This is a genomic window from Legionella stuttgartensis, from assembly GCF_977063405.2.
The window spans coordinates 39,182-54,790 of the sequence record NZ_CDRUHA020000003.1 but is presented as its reverse complement, the minus strand read 5'-3'; the positions used below and the strand labels follow the sequence as shown (position 1 = coordinate 54,790).

Genomic DNA, 15,609 nt, shown 5'->3' with positions numbered 1-15,609 from the left:
TAAACGTTATTGAAAGTGATGAACTGCTGGGTGAATAGCCTTAGAAAGGCTTGAGCGTAATGCGGTGAAAGTCGCACGTTACGTTCTTAGGGGACGGGATCGGAGCAATTCGATCCTGTTACCCGACTTCTTTTTTAATTTAATCATTCTTTTTGTATGGGCATTTAACTGGGAATTTTAGTATTATTTATTTAAATTAATATTATGAAAAGCGCATAATAATTGCGTGCTTGTGATTCACAGTATTCTCTTAACCATTTACTCAATAGGGATATTTATATCATGAATATATTAAAAAGATTTCTGAAAAAAATTGCTAAAATCATTCATTTTAGACCCTATAGTGAATGGACTGAAGAAGAGAAGGCTGTGTATGCTAAACGGCATTCTTTTCATTCTTACTCTAAATCAAATGATACAAAAATTAATCCTGCAAGCGGCCTGCCAATGATTGGTTGTCTGGATGTAAATGGCAATACATTTGGATCTAACAGTTCATTTGATGATTATTATAGAAATCATGACAACAATTATCGTAGTTATTCATCTACAAATTATTGCAATAGTTATGATCCGTTTGCCAATCGCTATTAATTGTTTCGATTTGTATTTTTATGTCCTATTTTTACTGATATAGTAAACTAAATTTTTTATAAAATTGATGTTAATTTTGGAGAATACCATGGCTTTAATTAGTGCAAAAAAAACACCTGAAAAAGAAAAAATTAAAATCGAAATTAGTAAAGACATTTACTCAGAAATAAAAGAATACTGCTCATGGGTTGGCATTGATGATATTAGCTATTTTTTTGAAGAGTCCTCCATCATGATCTTTTCTAAAGATAAAGAATGGAAGCAACATCGAAAAGAGAAGAAACAGGCTATTGAATCCGTTTAGTATTGTTCCGCATTAGGATTTAATTTAGTAAATATACAATTAAAAAAAAAGGATATCCGAGTGAAAAACCGTATTAGGACTACATGTAAATACATCATACCACTAACTATTATTGGTCTATTTGGTTATCACTCTTATTCCGTTCAATCAAAACTAAATCAAAAAGAAAAGCAAACCTATATATCTCTAAAAGAGTTGTCCGAGATTGCCGCGAAAATTCATGGTGTTGAACCTCCTTTTCTGGATAAGGTCATGATAACCATTGTTGATTGGTTTATCCCTATTCCGTTTATTAATAAAAATGAGTCTCTAAAACTGCTGGCCGAACATAAAAATGAACTCACATCAAAATCAAAAAGAATTTATGTGTCAGAAAGCAAGATGGGGGAAGTTGTGGTTACAAAAAATTTTAATTTCACCTCATCTGATATTAAGGAATCTAAATCGATACCCATGGGTACAATTTTCAGCGCATTCGTCATGGCTCCTTTTCATGATTCTGATAATCCAAATCAATTACGATTTAAAATAAACATCAATTCCATGTCTTGTACGGCAATTGCGGATTCCATTTTAAAAACTGATTATAGATCAGGAAATATAGTTGCAAAAATTAGCGGCATAAACTGCGCCAATGAGAACTCAAAATCGATACCCTTAGAAGCCGTGGGATTGGTATCAGGTAGGGTACTATCCTAGAATGAATATTAGATCCTTACAAATAAAAGCACATTCAATAATGTTATTTTTTTCCTTAATAAAAAGGAAGGTGGGGTTATTTTTAGTCATTATTATTCTGATTAATATTAATGCTATTTTTTCTTACATCAAGAATTTTTTATTTTTAATCATCAATAAATTGGAAGCTCTAATTTTAGATCACAGAATTTTTTATTATTCTGTGATCCTATCAATTAACATACTATTAATTATCAACGCATATATAAGATATAAAACCAACAAAAGGAGACAAAAAGAATAGAAAAAAGTACCACTTATATTCCAATTAATTCCCAATCCCCAAAGTACCCCTCTTTGGTTTTAATTAAATCCTCATAAACACGCATCTCTAAACCATCAGCAATCTCATCCCAACCGGTTACTTCCTTGGCTATATTAAAATAATCATCATTAATAAAAAACACTCTAGGAACTCCGTATGTCCAGATAATGCCATCAACACCAAAAAGTGTTGCTCCTTCAAAGCCCCAATCATCCATTTCTTGTTCTGGGGTATTGCGTCCGTGGTATAGTCTTAATTTCATCAATGTTCCTTTTATCTTGCTATTGTTAACACGCTATTTTCAAGATGAGGCAAAGGGATTTTTCTTTGCCTCTAAAAAATTCCTTTACCTTTTTATTTCCATCATTTTTTCGGTTAACGTCCACAACGCACGATTTAATTTCACATTTTGATCAATGGCTTTTACTTCTCTCGTTTTTGTTCGAGTGGTGTAACCGTATTTATTTAAACGATGGCCACGGATCCCTCCTTTAATTAAATTTTCTTGTAGGACATTAAACACCGTAAACAAATCATTATCTTTTTGATCCACATAACGCCTTGGTTGCAATAAACGCTCAGGAGCAACGATCATTGCGCCCTCATCATCAGAAAATTTTAGAGAATGGGCAGCTTCGGCAAAAATCATCTTTTCAGTATCGTTTAAATGAATTGAAGCCATATCATCTGATACATCGAGCATCTTGTTCGCGGTTTCAATCACCTTATAAGTACCTTCAATAACGTTCCCAACAACATCTCCCTGATGTTTAATTCTAATTTCGTCATAGGATTGTCCCGCAATCATTCCATTACCACACACAACCCGAAAAAGACCCGCCATTAGGCGATAAGAAGACAGGCCATCATGAGAATTGATAAGAACAAGTTCTGGATAAAGTCCCTGATTATTTTGAATGACATCATGGCGTTGAAAACGGAGCATGTGTTTTGCAAATGCTTTCGATTCTTGACTCAGGCTTTTGGTCTGAGTTGCCCAAGTTGGAAAAAATCCTTCTGACATTAATTTTTCAATGATTTGCTCTGTTGAGATGGGTGAGTACTGATCACTTGTTTTGTGGGAACTTTCTTGTGTGAATATGGAAGGGGCTAATTTAAATAGTTTTTCTTTTGATAAAATGGGTAACATTATGTTTTCTCCTATGTTTTTACTATTGTTCTCAAGGAACAAATACAGTATCTCAAAAAAGCGCGTAATCGTCAACAATTATTATAAAATATATTTATAAAAATTATTTACCAAAAATGTTGATATTTATTGCTGCCCTTGTTATATTGTTCTTGTCCTAATGACACATAGTAAAAACATAGGAGAACACAATGACTATTCCAGAAATTATCCAGCAACAATTGCTGCACACGAATAAAGCGATCGTTTGGTCTTGGGGCGTATCTAAATGGCATGAACTATCATCTAATGCACTTGCAATAAGAGTTCATGCGCGTTATTTAGATGGTTTTGTCTGTATCGAGTTGGATGAGGCGCAAGACTTATACAATATTTCCTTTTACCTTAACAAAGACTTTTCAGACATGCTAGTGTGGCCAGTGATACCCTATAAACCGATAAAAGGAGTCTATTGCGATCAACTGGTTGAATTCATTGATAACAGAATAGAAAGAATACCCGATTATAAATACTGACTATTGCCCTACTCCCTACCGTAGGGAGTAGGCCATTAACAGGAGTAGATTCATGAAAAAACTATCGTTTGCCGTTAAAGCAAACATGAATAAACCACCTAGAGTTCACGTGCAATCAGCCGATAAAAAAACAACCTATGGCTCATTTCAAGCAAATAACTGCGATGAATTCGATAGCTGGGACAAATTAAGCCAGGACGAAGCCATTGAACTAAAGCACTACATGAATAATCTTGTGGCTATTGAGCATTATTTTTCCACAAAGGCTCTGTCCGAACAAAAAGATTTTAGGATCCGATTACCAGGTAGTTTTATTGATGCTATTGATGAGCTCAGCAGGTTATGCTTTGAAGAACACATCGACTTGAATGTTTATGATGCCATGATAAGTGCCGCTATTGGGCAACTTAAAATAAAGACAGCAAGCCTTCCTGATGAAAAAAAACAGCAAGCGCTTACACTGCTTAATCAACTAGGATTATCTGAAAATGTAAAAACAGATGTTTCCTTGAAAATACAGGCGATATTTTCTGAATTATTATCCATTCATAACAAATCAGAAAAACTGCACCAAAAAGCCAGAACGCTTTTCAATAAAGATAAAAGTATTGCGCCAAAAACCATTGAAGAAATCGCAAAAGGTGAATTATCAACCTCTAAATGGTTAGTAGCTTGTGCTGTAGAGATTTTACTGGAGGAAAAACCAGATATAGTGCAAAAAATATTAACTGATGACGATATCTTGTTTTTGTGGGCAAATCCATTACTAAAAAATCATAGACCGCTCAAGGAACTGCTCGATAAACTAGAATCTTTGAATAACTCGGAAACGTTAAGCAATAAACTAAAATCCATGGATTAAGTTTAGTTAAATACTTTCCAAATTATCACATTTATGCTATAAATTATTATGAAAATAAAATTTTACCAAAAACAATCGGGCAAAAACCCCGTGGCGGAATTTCTAAATGATTTGCCGTCCGATGAGATAGCGCGACTTGCTGGTTGTTTAAAGAGTATTGAAGAGCTAGGGTTTGACAGCCCAAGGGTACAATTCAGGCAAATAAAAGGCTCGCTTTGGGAAATTAAAATTAAAACATCGCGCAGTGGTTATCGGTTTTTTTATGTGTGCATTCAAAAAGAAATCATCGTTCTTTTACATGCCTATAAAAAACAATCACAAAAAGCGCCAAAGCAAGAAATTGAACTGGCTGAAAAACGAATGATGGAGGTATACGAGAATGAAAGCACTTACCTTAAATGAATTTATTGACGATAAAATCAATCAAGATGAAGAATTTGCCAAGCACTATGAGCGTGAGCAAATTATTAATAATATAGCAGTAATGATTGTAAATGCCCGTAAAAAGCGACATATGACACAATCTGAATTGGCTAATAAAATTGGAACCAAACAATCGGTTATTTCTCGCCTTGAAAGTGGCAATAGTTCATTTATTCCCTCATTAGAGACCCTGGTGAAGGTTGCTGATGCGCTGAACATGCACTTAAAATTGCAATTACAGGCCTAATTACTCTTTGGCCAATATGGATTAACAGTAAACTTTAAAGGACATTAAATGGCATTAGATTTTTCCAAATTGGGTACGGGACAAACTGTTGATACTGTTTTAAAACCGAGAGAAATTTTTAATGCGTTACCCAATAAAAAATCAAACAAATTCCATTATCCCCGCGATGTGCAATCTCAAGTATGGAGCAAGTGGTTTGACCGAAAAGAGGAACGAAACCTGGTCATAAAAATGAATACAGGCGGCGGTAAAACAGTGGTTGGCCTTTTAATTTTAAAAAGTTGCTTGAATGAGAAGAAAGGACCTGTAGTTTACATTGTTCCAGATAATTTTTTAGTAGAGCAAGTTTTATCCGAAGCAAAAGATCTTGGATTAAATGCAGTCGATGACCCTGAAAATGAGAGTTTTTTAAAAGGGAAAGCAATTTTAGTAACTAATATATATAAATTAATTAACGGAAAATCAGTATTTGGTGTTGGGGATGAAGGAACTAAAATACCCATTAAAACGATCCTTATTGATGATGCCCATGCATGCGTAAATACAGTCGAAGAACAATTCACTTTGAATGTATCATCCTCTAACCCGGCACATAAAAAAATATTTAGTATTTTTGAAGAGGCAATGAAAAGGCAGTCGGAAGCAAAATATTTGGAGATTAAATCAGGGGATCCTTTTGCCTACATCTTAATCCCATATTGGAACTGGCAAGAAAATCTTAGTAATGTAATGCAGGTTTTAATTGAAAACAAAAATCATGAAGAAATAAAATTTAAATGGGCATTAATAAAAGAAAATTTAGAGCGATGTAGTTGCGTGATTAGTAAGCATGACATTGAAATTACAAGTAATTGTATTCCAATTGATGTGATTCCGTCTCTGAGTAATGCATCAAGAAAAATATTTATGACCGCCACATTATCGGACGATAGCGTCTTAACGACTCATTTTGGTGTAAGCCCCCAATATCTTAATACCCCCATCACTCCAGATTCAGCGGGGGATGTAGGTGACAGATTAATCTTATTACCACAAGCTCTTAACACCAATATGTTCGATAGTGATGTTAAAGCATTATGTTTGGAATTATCCAAAGAATATAACGTGGTAGTTATTGTCCCCTCTAACAAGCGAGTGGAGTTTTGGGAGGATGCAGCGGATCTCATTTTAAATAAAGACAGTATGCTTCATGGAATTGAACAACTTAAAACGACTCATATTGGCTTAACGATTTTAGTTAACAAATATGATGGGATTGATTTACCCGAAAATGCTTGCCGATTATTAGTTATAGATGGATTACCAGCAGCCCGAAATAATATTGATAAAATTCGCCAGAGTGAGCTTGCAGGTAGTTCGAACAGAGTAAATCAAATAGTTCATAAAGTGGAACAGGGGATGGGGAGAGGAATTAGATCTAATGATGATTATTGCGTCATTTTTCTTATGGGGAAAGATCTTACTTCTCAGCTTTATACGAGCGAAACTTTAGAACTATTTTCACCCGCGACAAAGGCTCAATTAGAATTATCAGAGCAAATAGCAGACCAAATAAAAGATAAGGGAGCTGATGAGATTAAAACTGTCATAAACTACAGTCTAAAAAGGGATCCTCAATGGGTTAAGTTAAGCAGAGGTATTATGGCAGACTTAAATTATTCCAATCAAAATAAAACTGACCCAATAAAAATAGCTTTAAGAGAGGCTTACGATTTAGATCGCTCTGGGAAACCACAAGAAGCAGCAAATAGAATTTTGAATGAAATCAATAGGTCAACTGAAGATCCTTTATTAAGAGGCGTGTTAAAACAATACATGTCGGAATATATAAACAAGTACGATAAGGTGGAATCGCAAAAAACTCAGCTATCCGCTATATCTGATAATTTAAGAGTTCTTAAACCAATCGAAGGCATCTGTTATAGGCCACTACAAAATCATACCGGATCACAAGCAATACAATGTTCTAACTATTTAAAAGAAAAATTTAAAGATGGAAACAAACTTATTATCTATGCAGAGGGAGTATTTTCAAAACTTGTATTTAGTGAAGGCACTGCAAATATATTTGAGGATGCTTTTAAAGAGTTAGCATACCTACTTGGCTTTATAGGCCAACGCCCCGAAAATGATTATGGAAAAGGACCAGATAATCTCTGGCTGTTGGATGATTTAAAATTTTTAGTTATTGAATGTAAAAATGGTGCAACCACTGATCTTATTTGTAAACACGATTGTAATCAGCTGAATGGTTCTGAAATTTGGTTTAATAACAATTATGGCAATGGTGCTAAATGTGTACCTATTATGATTCATTTATCTGCTTGTTTTGAGTATGCGTGTTCTCCAAGTAAAAATATAAAAATAATAAATAAGAGCTTGTTAGAAAAGTTAGTTAATAACGCTCGTCAATTTATAAAATCTATAGCCTCTGATAATAAGTTTGAAGACAGTCAAACTGTCAAACAACGTCTTAATCAATACAAGTTAGAGGCTGATGATATTACAGCCAACTACACAACTCATTTTAAAACAAAAAAAACCTGAACACTTTAAATATATAATGGGAAACAACTAAAAAACAGTATTTCATCAATAGTAAAAGGAATACTTCTTTAGCATTATTTTAATAGCTTTTGAGCTAGTTGAACGCACGTCTAAACAAAGGATAAGCATGGGGACTGTACTTAATTTAATTGTTGATTCGATACAAGAAGGTTTTTTACACCCATCAAGATTTATAAAAAAAATCAAAAGTCACTCTCAGCTACAAATGTTATTAAAAACACCTCCCCAAACGGCTAACGCGGATCAAATAATTCATTGGAACAGGTGGGATAGTTTTTATTTTGATAAAAAATACACCATGAATCTAAGGGAAAGATACTACTCAACACAACAATATATCCCAGAATTAGAATATATTGTCACAGTTAACGAAACAGAAAATTGGTGGTGTGATATTCGCGATATTGATTGCCTTGGCGCATCAAAATCAGATCTGAGCCTGTTTAAAACCCTTGATGATTTCGCAACAACAGTTAACCATAATTTAATCGCCGACATATCAGAACAAAATTTAAATAAAAATTTGCAGTGGGAGGGCGGACGAATATTCAATAATCCTTCATTTTATTGCTATGCATGGGATAACAACCGCATTCATTTATGTAATAGTGGGGGATCTCATCATTTTTCAGCAGCTCGATATCTTGCCTTAAAATTAAATAAAAAGTTTCCTGTTTGCGGTAGACTATATACAGTTCATTTAGACTCACAGTCCGTATTTTCTTTATTAAACCAATTTGATCTTTTTTCTGTAAATAGTAAAGACTGGTTCTTTATTAGTGAAGAATGTGAACATTTTGGTGCTCCAGTTGGATTTTACCCTGCTCCACGACCATTTTATGACCAAACAATTATTTTCCTTCCCCGTAATAATAAACGCTCAATGAGGATCTCGAAACTATTTAAACAAATTCAGCTATTTGATTTTAGCCTTTTCTTATTAAAGTCTCTAAAAAAGCAAGAGCATTGATGGCCAATGCCGAGCCATTACACACAATTTCAAAACTGGCTTTCTGATATCACAAGGGTACACACTTTAGTGATAGGCAGAAAACAAGAGGGTTACATCTATCATATGATTTAAATATTTACTTTTGATAGATGACTTCCAAAGCATCTGGATTTAATTGATAAAAACAGATTGCACGTTCCTGTTTCAAGTTCAATCAACACCAAGGACAACATATAATATACAAAAGAGGATTTGTTCAGTACCAGAAAGATGGAATTTTGGGACATTATTGTTTAATTAAATTGCAACTCAATATCCCAAATATAATCTCTATAGGTTGAAAAGAAAAATATTTCTAAAAGCTATTTAAATAGCTTTTAGAACCCATTCCGGCAATGGTGCATTATAATCCAGGGTAGAGACTCTCCATACTCCCAAACCTCACTATTATAATTTCCAGTTGAGCCAAAATCAAAATTAGGGGCTAACTGTTTTATGTACATATAGGCTAATAGACCTGTGTCTCTTCCTTCAACCCAATCCGCGCATAGAAATTATTGCCTTTAAAAAATCGCTCATGCTCAATCCAATCTTGAGAGTTTTTGTCAATTGGCCAGCAAAGTGTGTGTATTTGATACTTTTTATAACGATTTTTTCCTTTGAATAGGTCATTTAAAAAGTTTTTAAGCCCTTGGCTTCTAAAATAAGTATGCCCCTCATCACCATAATGTTTAAAAAATAGCTCGGAAAATCGCTCTATAGGGCTTTTTTCGATAACAAAAAAATATGGCCAAAGGGAGAGGGTTAAGAATCAAATAGCGTTTAATATCAGGCCTTTTTAGCAGCAAATTATTATTGTAATATATTTTTAAGCGTCGAAAATTGAGAAAGCTGTGGATAGAATAACTTAGGGTAATTAATCCACCTACGATATATAGCGTTATCAAAAACTCTTTTACACTCACATCCATTGCTTACACCATAATTCCTAAATCAAAAATCTTTAAATGAGGACTTTTAACGATCGGTTAATTATAACATTCTTATGGGGAATTGGCGTGTACGGTGATTCAGGCAGTTACGTTGCACATTCTGTTTAAATTACATTAATGACAATCAATCGTATTTGATTTTGAGCGCAATCGGGTTATAATATAATTAACCATACCTGCCACGCCTCTTAATAATGCGGACCAGGGCGGGTTATTTACTTTATGCATTCAAAAATGGTTTTTAATAAACCACCTCTTTCCATACCAGAACAAATACATCACTTACGGCAAAAAGGGCTATTGTTGGATAATGAACAAGAAGCTAGCCAGTATTTGACGACCATTGGTTACTATCGTTTGATGATTTATTTTAAGCCTTTTCTCATTAGCTCTGCGACAAACACTAGCCAATTTAAACCTAACACGCGATTTTCGGATCTTTTAAATTTGTATGCCTTTGATAGAGAGCTACGCTTATTAGTTATCGATGCCCTAGAGAGAATAGAAGTCGCTTTTCGTACCGCTATATCAAATGCCATGAGTTTGAAATATGGCGCACATTGGTATCTAAACATGGATTTATTTTCTTCGACTGAGCAATATCAGATGTTTTTGGAGGAGGTTAAATCACATCTGAAACGTTCACACGAAGACTTTATTAAAACGTATTCTTTTTAAGATTCTCACCGAGGATGATGTGTTTATGTTATGGGCTAAACAATTGCTCGATCAAGGGCATAATCCTAAGAAGATAATACATAAAATAGATGCACTCAATAAAAATGAGCTAATTAATAAGATTAAATGTTATAAAAAATAATATGATAAAATGGTAACCATTTGCATAGATAGTTTTTACAAGAGAGGTATTGTGTTCTTAACATTTGCTAACGGTTGTATCATTGTTCTGGGGCTTGTGCTTACGTGGTGCATTCTATTTTCTATTTTCGATGAAAAATCATCGCGGCGTTTGGGTATAAAGCTAGGGATCTTGGTGCTGTTTTTGTCTCCATTCATTGCTAAATTGAGCTATGATTTCTATGCAACTGCTTCACGGCAATTGTTTCTTATGGGTGCCAATGGCGAAATTCAATTAGCGTATTCACCATTAAAAGTGCCAAAGACCCAAAATAACCATTATTGCGATCGCTTTACAGACAGCAAAGGTAATTTATTAAACCGCTCTACAATAGGTGATAAGCATCTATTTTGTGGTGTTTTTTGGAATATGGGGGAACATGATGTGGTGTTTTTGCCTTATAAACTTTTAGGCAATAATAAAGCCATCTATTGGGCTTCACCAGAACTAAAAATTATCGGCCCAATGCCGCCTGATCTCCTTTTAATAAAAAGCAAAGCAAAAAATACCAATTCGACTTCATCAGAAAAACCCAATAGAATTTATGTTGAAGGAGGGAAAACAGCGCACATTATAGTAACAAAACAATTTGAGCTTCCATCTGATAAGGCTCACAAGGAAAAAACAATTTCCCCTGGGACAGTGTTATCAGGAGTTACTCTAAAGACTTTCGACGTCTCAGAAAAACTAAGCCAAGCACGTTTTAAATTATTCATTGGAAATACATTATGTATCGCCTCGTCAGATACACATATTAGGCCTGATTACGATACAGCAATGCTATAGCTAGCATCATCAGCCTAAATTGTTCTAATGATGAGGAACATGCGATTCCTATAGAAGCAATAGCAACCGTTTCTGGAAGAACACTATATCCTAAAGAATAAGCGGTGAGCTAAAGCACGCTCACACCGTGATCAAAAAAAAGGAACTATTATAATGCGCATAAATCTAAAAACACCAATACACTACTTCTCTTTTTTACTGTTAGTTCTGTCCTATTTGTCGCTTTCTTTTGAAACCGCTTTAAAATCAGGGGTATTTTCCTCTTATGGCGATTTATTTACCCCAATAACTCATATTTTTTACTGGCCAAGGTTTGCTTTGCTTCTAGCGCCTGCGCTTGTTTTGATTATTCTTTCTTCTGTTAAAATGAAGAATCATGAGCTTATTTTAAAAGGGTTTTTCCTTTTTGCATCACCAATTATTGTAAGTAATAATATCAGTTTATTTTCATCCCCTAATGTAATTCCCATTTTAAATCAGCCACAACACTTCATACAGCTTTATTATTATGCTTCATGGTGCAAATCAATAACTTGGATGGGGATTATTATATTAGGTTTGATTTGGACTTTTCAAAAAGAACTAAAGCCCGTAGGAGCACAAGCCCATTAAGATATAGTGCATTCATTACCATTGCTATGGAGCGGGGGGATTATTTATTGCTTAACAAGTAATCCAGTTTGCATTGATAAAATCAAAATAACAATAAGAGGTATGTACAATTAAAACGTGGAATCCATTTATTTACAAAAGCAAAGTATATCAACTCGATCATCTAAACGAATTGCGTTGGGAATTTGTTCAACAGGAAGCTACAAATAAGCCTGAAATTCGATATGCGTTTGTCATTGAATTTGGTTTGCATTGCTTTACTCGTGGACTGAATACTCATATAAAGGAGACATGGCAAAATATTGATCCCGAATTAATCTACTCAGACTCCAGAGAGCAGCGTATTTTTTGTTTTTCTCGCTATACTGGGTTGAATTACATATCTGGGGCAAAAGCGAATTAGAGTTTCTATATCACACAAATAAGTGTTAATTATAATCAAACCGGTTGCGTGTCACACTAATTTTATTGATTCTCCCCTGGATTTTTTGTCACTCACTGAATGTCATAAATTATGAGATAAACTCAAGCCTGGCATGGTATCTATTGGATCTCAGTTCGCTTTTGCCCCAGATATGTAATCCAACTCATATTTGTGATAATTGTCACTATCTCCGGCAGTAAACTAGCTAATAACAGATTTCCGCAGCGGTGTTGCGGAAATCTGTTAAAGTAAAATGCGAAACTGTCAGCATTGCTGACAGAATTATTTTGGTACACCTCCTGATTAATCTTCTTTCGACATTAGTCTTTTATATTTGGCAGATTGATGTCGTTCAAGGAGATCAATATCATTATATCGATCGGTAATAGCACTGGAACTATGACCAGCATCATCTCGTACGTGCGCAACAGGCCGCCCACGCATATTAATATCATCGGAAATACCTGTATGGCGCAACCAATGTACTGTTGCTGACTCAAAACTATCAGCCTCTATTGAAAAGCCGGTGCTTCTTAAATTTTGTATGGTGTTATCAAAGCAGTCTTGAACCAAGCGACGAATGTGTCTTGAACTAGTCATTGCTCCTTTACCTTTTTCTTTAGGTAATAGAGGGCTTTGATCATTCATTGAAGGAAGTGGGGTTAACTGCATACTGACACGATATCGCTTGAGTGCTGCAAGCATGTCATCAGGTACGGCAATATCTCGCATTTTGTTACCTTTTCCTACCGTCTTAAACCACCAACATCCTTGGCTATCTTGATAAAAATGTCGCATTTCTGGAGTCCAACGATCACTGGCACATAGCTCAGAGATACGTAAGTACAATAAATAAAGCGCAGAAATAATAAACAATGTCCGTTCATGTCTATCGGGCGCATTATTTGCCATATTTTTAACTGTATCAAGACAAGTTCGCCATTGTTTTTCACTCAAGCGCATCACTTGTGCTTGATGTTGAGTTTTTTGGATATACTTGCTTTTTTGTTTGATCAAAGTAATCGGGTTAATGGATACTTTTTCCTCTAAGGCCAAGTAATTATAAAAACTGCTCAGCACCGTAAAAATTTCACGAATTGCTTTTTGTGATAATTGATAGTTTTGCTTATTGGGCCTCAGTCCATTTTTATGATCAATTTTACTTACAGTGGCTACAAATGGGCGCCACTCATGGTTGGGAATGCGTTCGCCGTTATGCGTAATGAATCGTGCTACTTTTTTAAATCCAATCCATGATTTTGGTGGATTGAAACAAAATTGCATGTAATTTTCAATGTCTTGCCGTTTCAAATCCAGTAATGATTTTTTCTCAATTAGCCAGGCCCATTGAATTAATCGTTCTACTTCTCGACGATATGATTCAAATGTGGCATTATTGTTATCATATTGTTTTAAAAAGTCGAGACAAAAAATTAGGTCATATGGCGCAAAAGATGGTGGCATAAATGCTTGCCAATTTTTTTCTTTAAGCTGTTGGCAAGTGTCTATTAATGGTTGTGGTATAGGAATACTTGCCATGGTCACACTCTAATTTAAAATAAATAGATCATTTGGTCTTATGCGTACTACCATCAATATTATCTTCACTGAATTCTGCTTCAAGTTCTGCAATGCTTGGCAGGTTTGATTTTAAGTTTTCAGGAATTGCCTTTGTAAGTTGATATTCAGAAACGCCTATTGGTTTTTCTATGCCTTTTAGAGCATACTCAGCAATGACTTTGCTTCTTGATTTGCAAAGCAATAAACCTATGCTAGGGTTATCGTGTTCCGTTTTAAGATACTGATCAACCAAGTTGAGATAAAAATTTAATTGTCCAGCATGTTCTGGTTTGAAGCGAACTGCCTTCCATTCTATAACAATAAATGCCCTAAGTTTTAAATGATAAAAGAGCATATCTAGGAAATAAGTTTCGCCATCAATTTCCATCGGATATTGACTACCAACAAATGAGAAACCCTTGCCCAGCTCTAATAAAAACTTGGTAATATGTGCAATGGAAGCATGCTCAATTTCGCGCTCAAGTGCATCATCATGAAGACCTAAAAAATCAAAATTATATGGACTTTTAAGTACTTCTTGCGCAAGTGATGATTGTGCCGCTGGTAATCGGTGTATAAAATTAGATGCTTTACTAGAGGATAAAGCTTGAGATTGATATAAATTTTGATTAATATTTTTTTCAAGTGTTGAGCGTGACCAACCATTTTCAATGGTTTGACTTACATACCAATCACGCATGATAGCATCATTAACTCTTTGTATTAAAACAACAATATGTCCCCAAGGTAAATCCCGCACAGCTTGTGCGCGAATTTCATTTAAATCAGGATATTCCTCGGCAAGACGTTTCATTCGTCGGATGTTTGCTACTGAATAACCCCGGGTTTCAGGAAATAAATTCTGTAGATCTCGAGATAATGTTTCAATAAAGCCCGTTCCCCAAGATTTTTGCTTCTGTTTCTCAATTATTTGTTTGCCAATGTACCAATAGTGGTTGATAACTTCTTGATTTACGGCCAGTGCTGCACGGAATTGTGAGGATTTTATTTGAGTTTTAAGCGCACTTAAAAATGACTTATAATCATGATCGAGATGAAAAGTTATTTCTTTTGACATACTTGGTTCCTTTGTTGGATTGACTAATCGATTTCAATTCAATTTGTCTTCCAAGCACAAAATTTTTGCTCACTGTCCTGTCGTGAGCGAAAATTATACGACTACGATAACTTAATTTCAAAAACTTTCTGCAACGGGCGTTGCAAAAAGTTTAATTGCCAAATTAGATATCAATAATACTTAATTTTCAAATAATTGCAAACAGTCCAATAGTATAAACTATTGGACTTATAAAAACTATCGATGCTGTTTTTGTATAGATCCCATTACCCCCAATTAAACTTTTGTGAGAATACTCTAATTGGCGTAGCGCTCCAGAACTTGCGCCCTGATGCAAAAATTTAAAATATCAGACTGGGAAGTCTCCAATAACATCATTATATTTATCTTGTGCATCAGCTAAGCTTAATTTTGAATAAATTTCTAACGAATCTCTTTTCGCATGTTCGGAGTAAGGTTGGATAAAAGCATCATCAATATTTTTTTTTCTTAAGCCAAGTAAACAAAAAGTGTCTTAATTTATGTAATTTTAACGGCTACCCAATTATATTGTTGTTTGTCATATACTTATCAAGATTAGATAAAAGTAGATAAAAAATAAAAAGCAGGATTGAAGTGTATGTACGTTAATTGGATCAAATAGATCATTAAACATACATGGTCGATTGAAACGAACGCCA

Annotated in this window: 16 protein-coding genes; 12 read left to right on the top strand and 4 right to left on the bottom strand. The window is 34.6% G+C overall.

Translation table 11 applies throughout. The features are described 5' to 3' along the window. Positions 1 to 222 precede the first annotated feature (222 nt). The 3 genes from ACWTEW_RS01430 to ACWTEW_RS01420 all read left to right on the top strand — a co-directional run bounded on the left by ACWTEW_RS01430 (position 223) and on the right by ACWTEW_RS01420 (position 1,597). A complete protein-coding gene (locus tag ACWTEW_RS01430) occupies positions 223 to 594 on the top strand; it encodes a hypothetical protein (protein WP_454783463.1) in 372 nt (123 codons plus the stop codon). An 88-nt stretch (positions 595 to 682) separates the two neighbouring features. Next, positions 683 to 898 (top strand): hypothetical protein, encoded by a 216-nt coding sequence (locus ACWTEW_RS01425; protein ID WP_021582697.1) that lies wholly within the window; start codon positions 683 to 685, stop codon positions 896 to 898. Positions 899 to 958: 60 nt separating this feature from the next. Further along, complete coding sequence (locus ACWTEW_RS01420; RefSeq protein WP_021460685.1) at positions 959 to 1,597, top strand: hypothetical protein; 639 nt, start codon at positions 959 to 961, stop codon at positions 1,595 to 1,597. Positions 1,598 to 1,893: 296 nt separating this feature from the next. On the opposite strand, the gene ACWTEW_RS01415 is transcribed toward ACWTEW_RS01420, so the two are convergent. Both ACWTEW_RS01415 and ACWTEW_RS01410 read right to left on the bottom strand, forming a co-directional pair. After that, the gene (locus tag ACWTEW_RS01415) at positions 1,894 to 2,163 is read right to left on the bottom strand and encodes a hypothetical protein (RefSeq protein WP_021460508.1); all 270 of its coding nucleotides are present in this window, start codon (positions 2,161 to 2,163) and stop codon (positions 1,894 to 1,896) included. Positions 2,164 to 2,247: 84 nt separating this feature from the next. Then, positions 2,248 to 3,051, bottom strand: a complete 804-nt coding sequence (locus tag ACWTEW_RS01410; protein WP_021460509.1) for a DUF932 domain-containing protein — start codon at positions 3,049 to 3,051, stop codon at positions 2,248 to 2,250. Between the two features lie 191 nt (positions 3,052 to 3,242). Between ACWTEW_RS01410 and ACWTEW_RS01405 the strand changes: the two genes are divergently transcribed. The 9 genes from ACWTEW_RS01405 (at position 3,243) to ACWTEW_RS01365 (ending at position 11,867) form a co-directional block, all read left to right on the top strand. Then, positions 3,243 to 3,566, top strand: coding sequence for a hypothetical protein (locus tag ACWTEW_RS01405; RefSeq protein WP_021460510.1), 324 nt, complete (start codon positions 3,243 to 3,245; stop codon positions 3,564 to 3,566). Between the two features lie 52 nt (positions 3,567 to 3,618). Next, a complete protein-coding gene (locus tag ACWTEW_RS01400; RefSeq protein ID WP_021460511.1) occupies positions 3,619 to 4,428 on the top strand; it encodes a hypothetical protein in 810 nt (269 codons plus the stop codon). Between the two features lie 48 nt (positions 4,429 to 4,476). Next, positions 4,477 to 4,830 carry a type II toxin-antitoxin system RelE/ParE family toxin gene (locus tag ACWTEW_RS01395; protein ID WP_021460512.1) on the top strand — a complete coding sequence of 118 codons (354 nt, stop codon included), beginning with the start codon at positions 4,477 to 4,479 and terminating at the stop codon, positions 4,828 to 4,830. Next, entirely contained in the window at positions 4,808 to 5,098 is a 291-nt protein-coding gene (locus ACWTEW_RS01390; protein ID WP_021460513.1) for a helix-turn-helix domain-containing protein, read from the top strand. Before ACWTEW_RS01395 ends, ACWTEW_RS01390 begins: the two co-directional genes overlap by 23 nt. Positions 5,099 to 5,146: 48 nt before the next feature. After that, the gene (locus tag ACWTEW_RS01385) at positions 5,147 to 7,645 is read left to right on the top strand and encodes a helicase C-terminal domain-containing protein (protein WP_025520167.1); all 2,499 of its coding nucleotides are present in this window, start codon (positions 5,147 to 5,149) and stop codon (positions 7,643 to 7,645) included. A gap of 127 nt (positions 7,646 to 7,772) precedes the next feature. Further along, positions 7,773 to 8,636 carry a DUF6685 family protein gene (locus tag ACWTEW_RS01380; protein WP_021582677.1) on the top strand — a complete coding sequence of 288 codons (864 nt, stop codon included), beginning with the start codon at positions 7,773 to 7,775 and terminating at the stop codon, positions 8,634 to 8,636. A gap of 1,196 nt (positions 8,637 to 9,832) precedes the next feature. Further along, positions 9,833 to 10,288: an Abi family protein gene (locus ACWTEW_RS01375; RefSeq protein ID WP_021460518.1), complete on the top strand. Its 456-nt coding sequence runs from the start codon at positions 9,833 to 9,835 to the stop codon at positions 10,286 to 10,288. Between the two features lie 193 nt (positions 10,289 to 10,481). Then, the gene (locus ACWTEW_RS01370; RefSeq protein ID WP_230305092.1) at positions 10,482 to 11,255 is read left to right on the top strand and encodes a hypothetical protein; all 774 of its coding nucleotides are present in this window, start codon (positions 10,482 to 10,484) and stop codon (positions 11,253 to 11,255) included. 153 nt (positions 11,256 to 11,408) lie between these two features. After that, complete coding sequence (locus ACWTEW_RS01365; RefSeq protein ID WP_058393154.1) at positions 11,409 to 11,867, top strand: hypothetical protein; 459 nt, start codon at positions 11,409 to 11,411, stop codon at positions 11,865 to 11,867. A gap of 727 nt (positions 11,868 to 12,594) precedes the next feature. Here ACWTEW_RS01365 and ACWTEW_RS01360 read toward each other — a convergent pair. Beyond that, positions 12,595 to 13,830, bottom strand: coding sequence for a tyrosine-type recombinase/integrase (locus ACWTEW_RS01360; protein WP_021460644.1), 1,236 nt, complete (start codon positions 13,828 to 13,830; stop codon positions 12,595 to 12,597). Between the two features lie 28 nt (positions 13,831 to 13,858). Then, positions 13,859 to 14,929 carry a PDDEXK nuclease domain-containing protein gene (locus ACWTEW_RS01355; RefSeq protein ID WP_021460643.1) on the bottom strand — a complete coding sequence of 357 codons (1,071 nt, stop codon included), beginning with the start codon at positions 14,927 to 14,929 and terminating at the stop codon, positions 13,859 to 13,861. Positions 14,930 to 15,609: the final 680 nt, after the last annotated feature.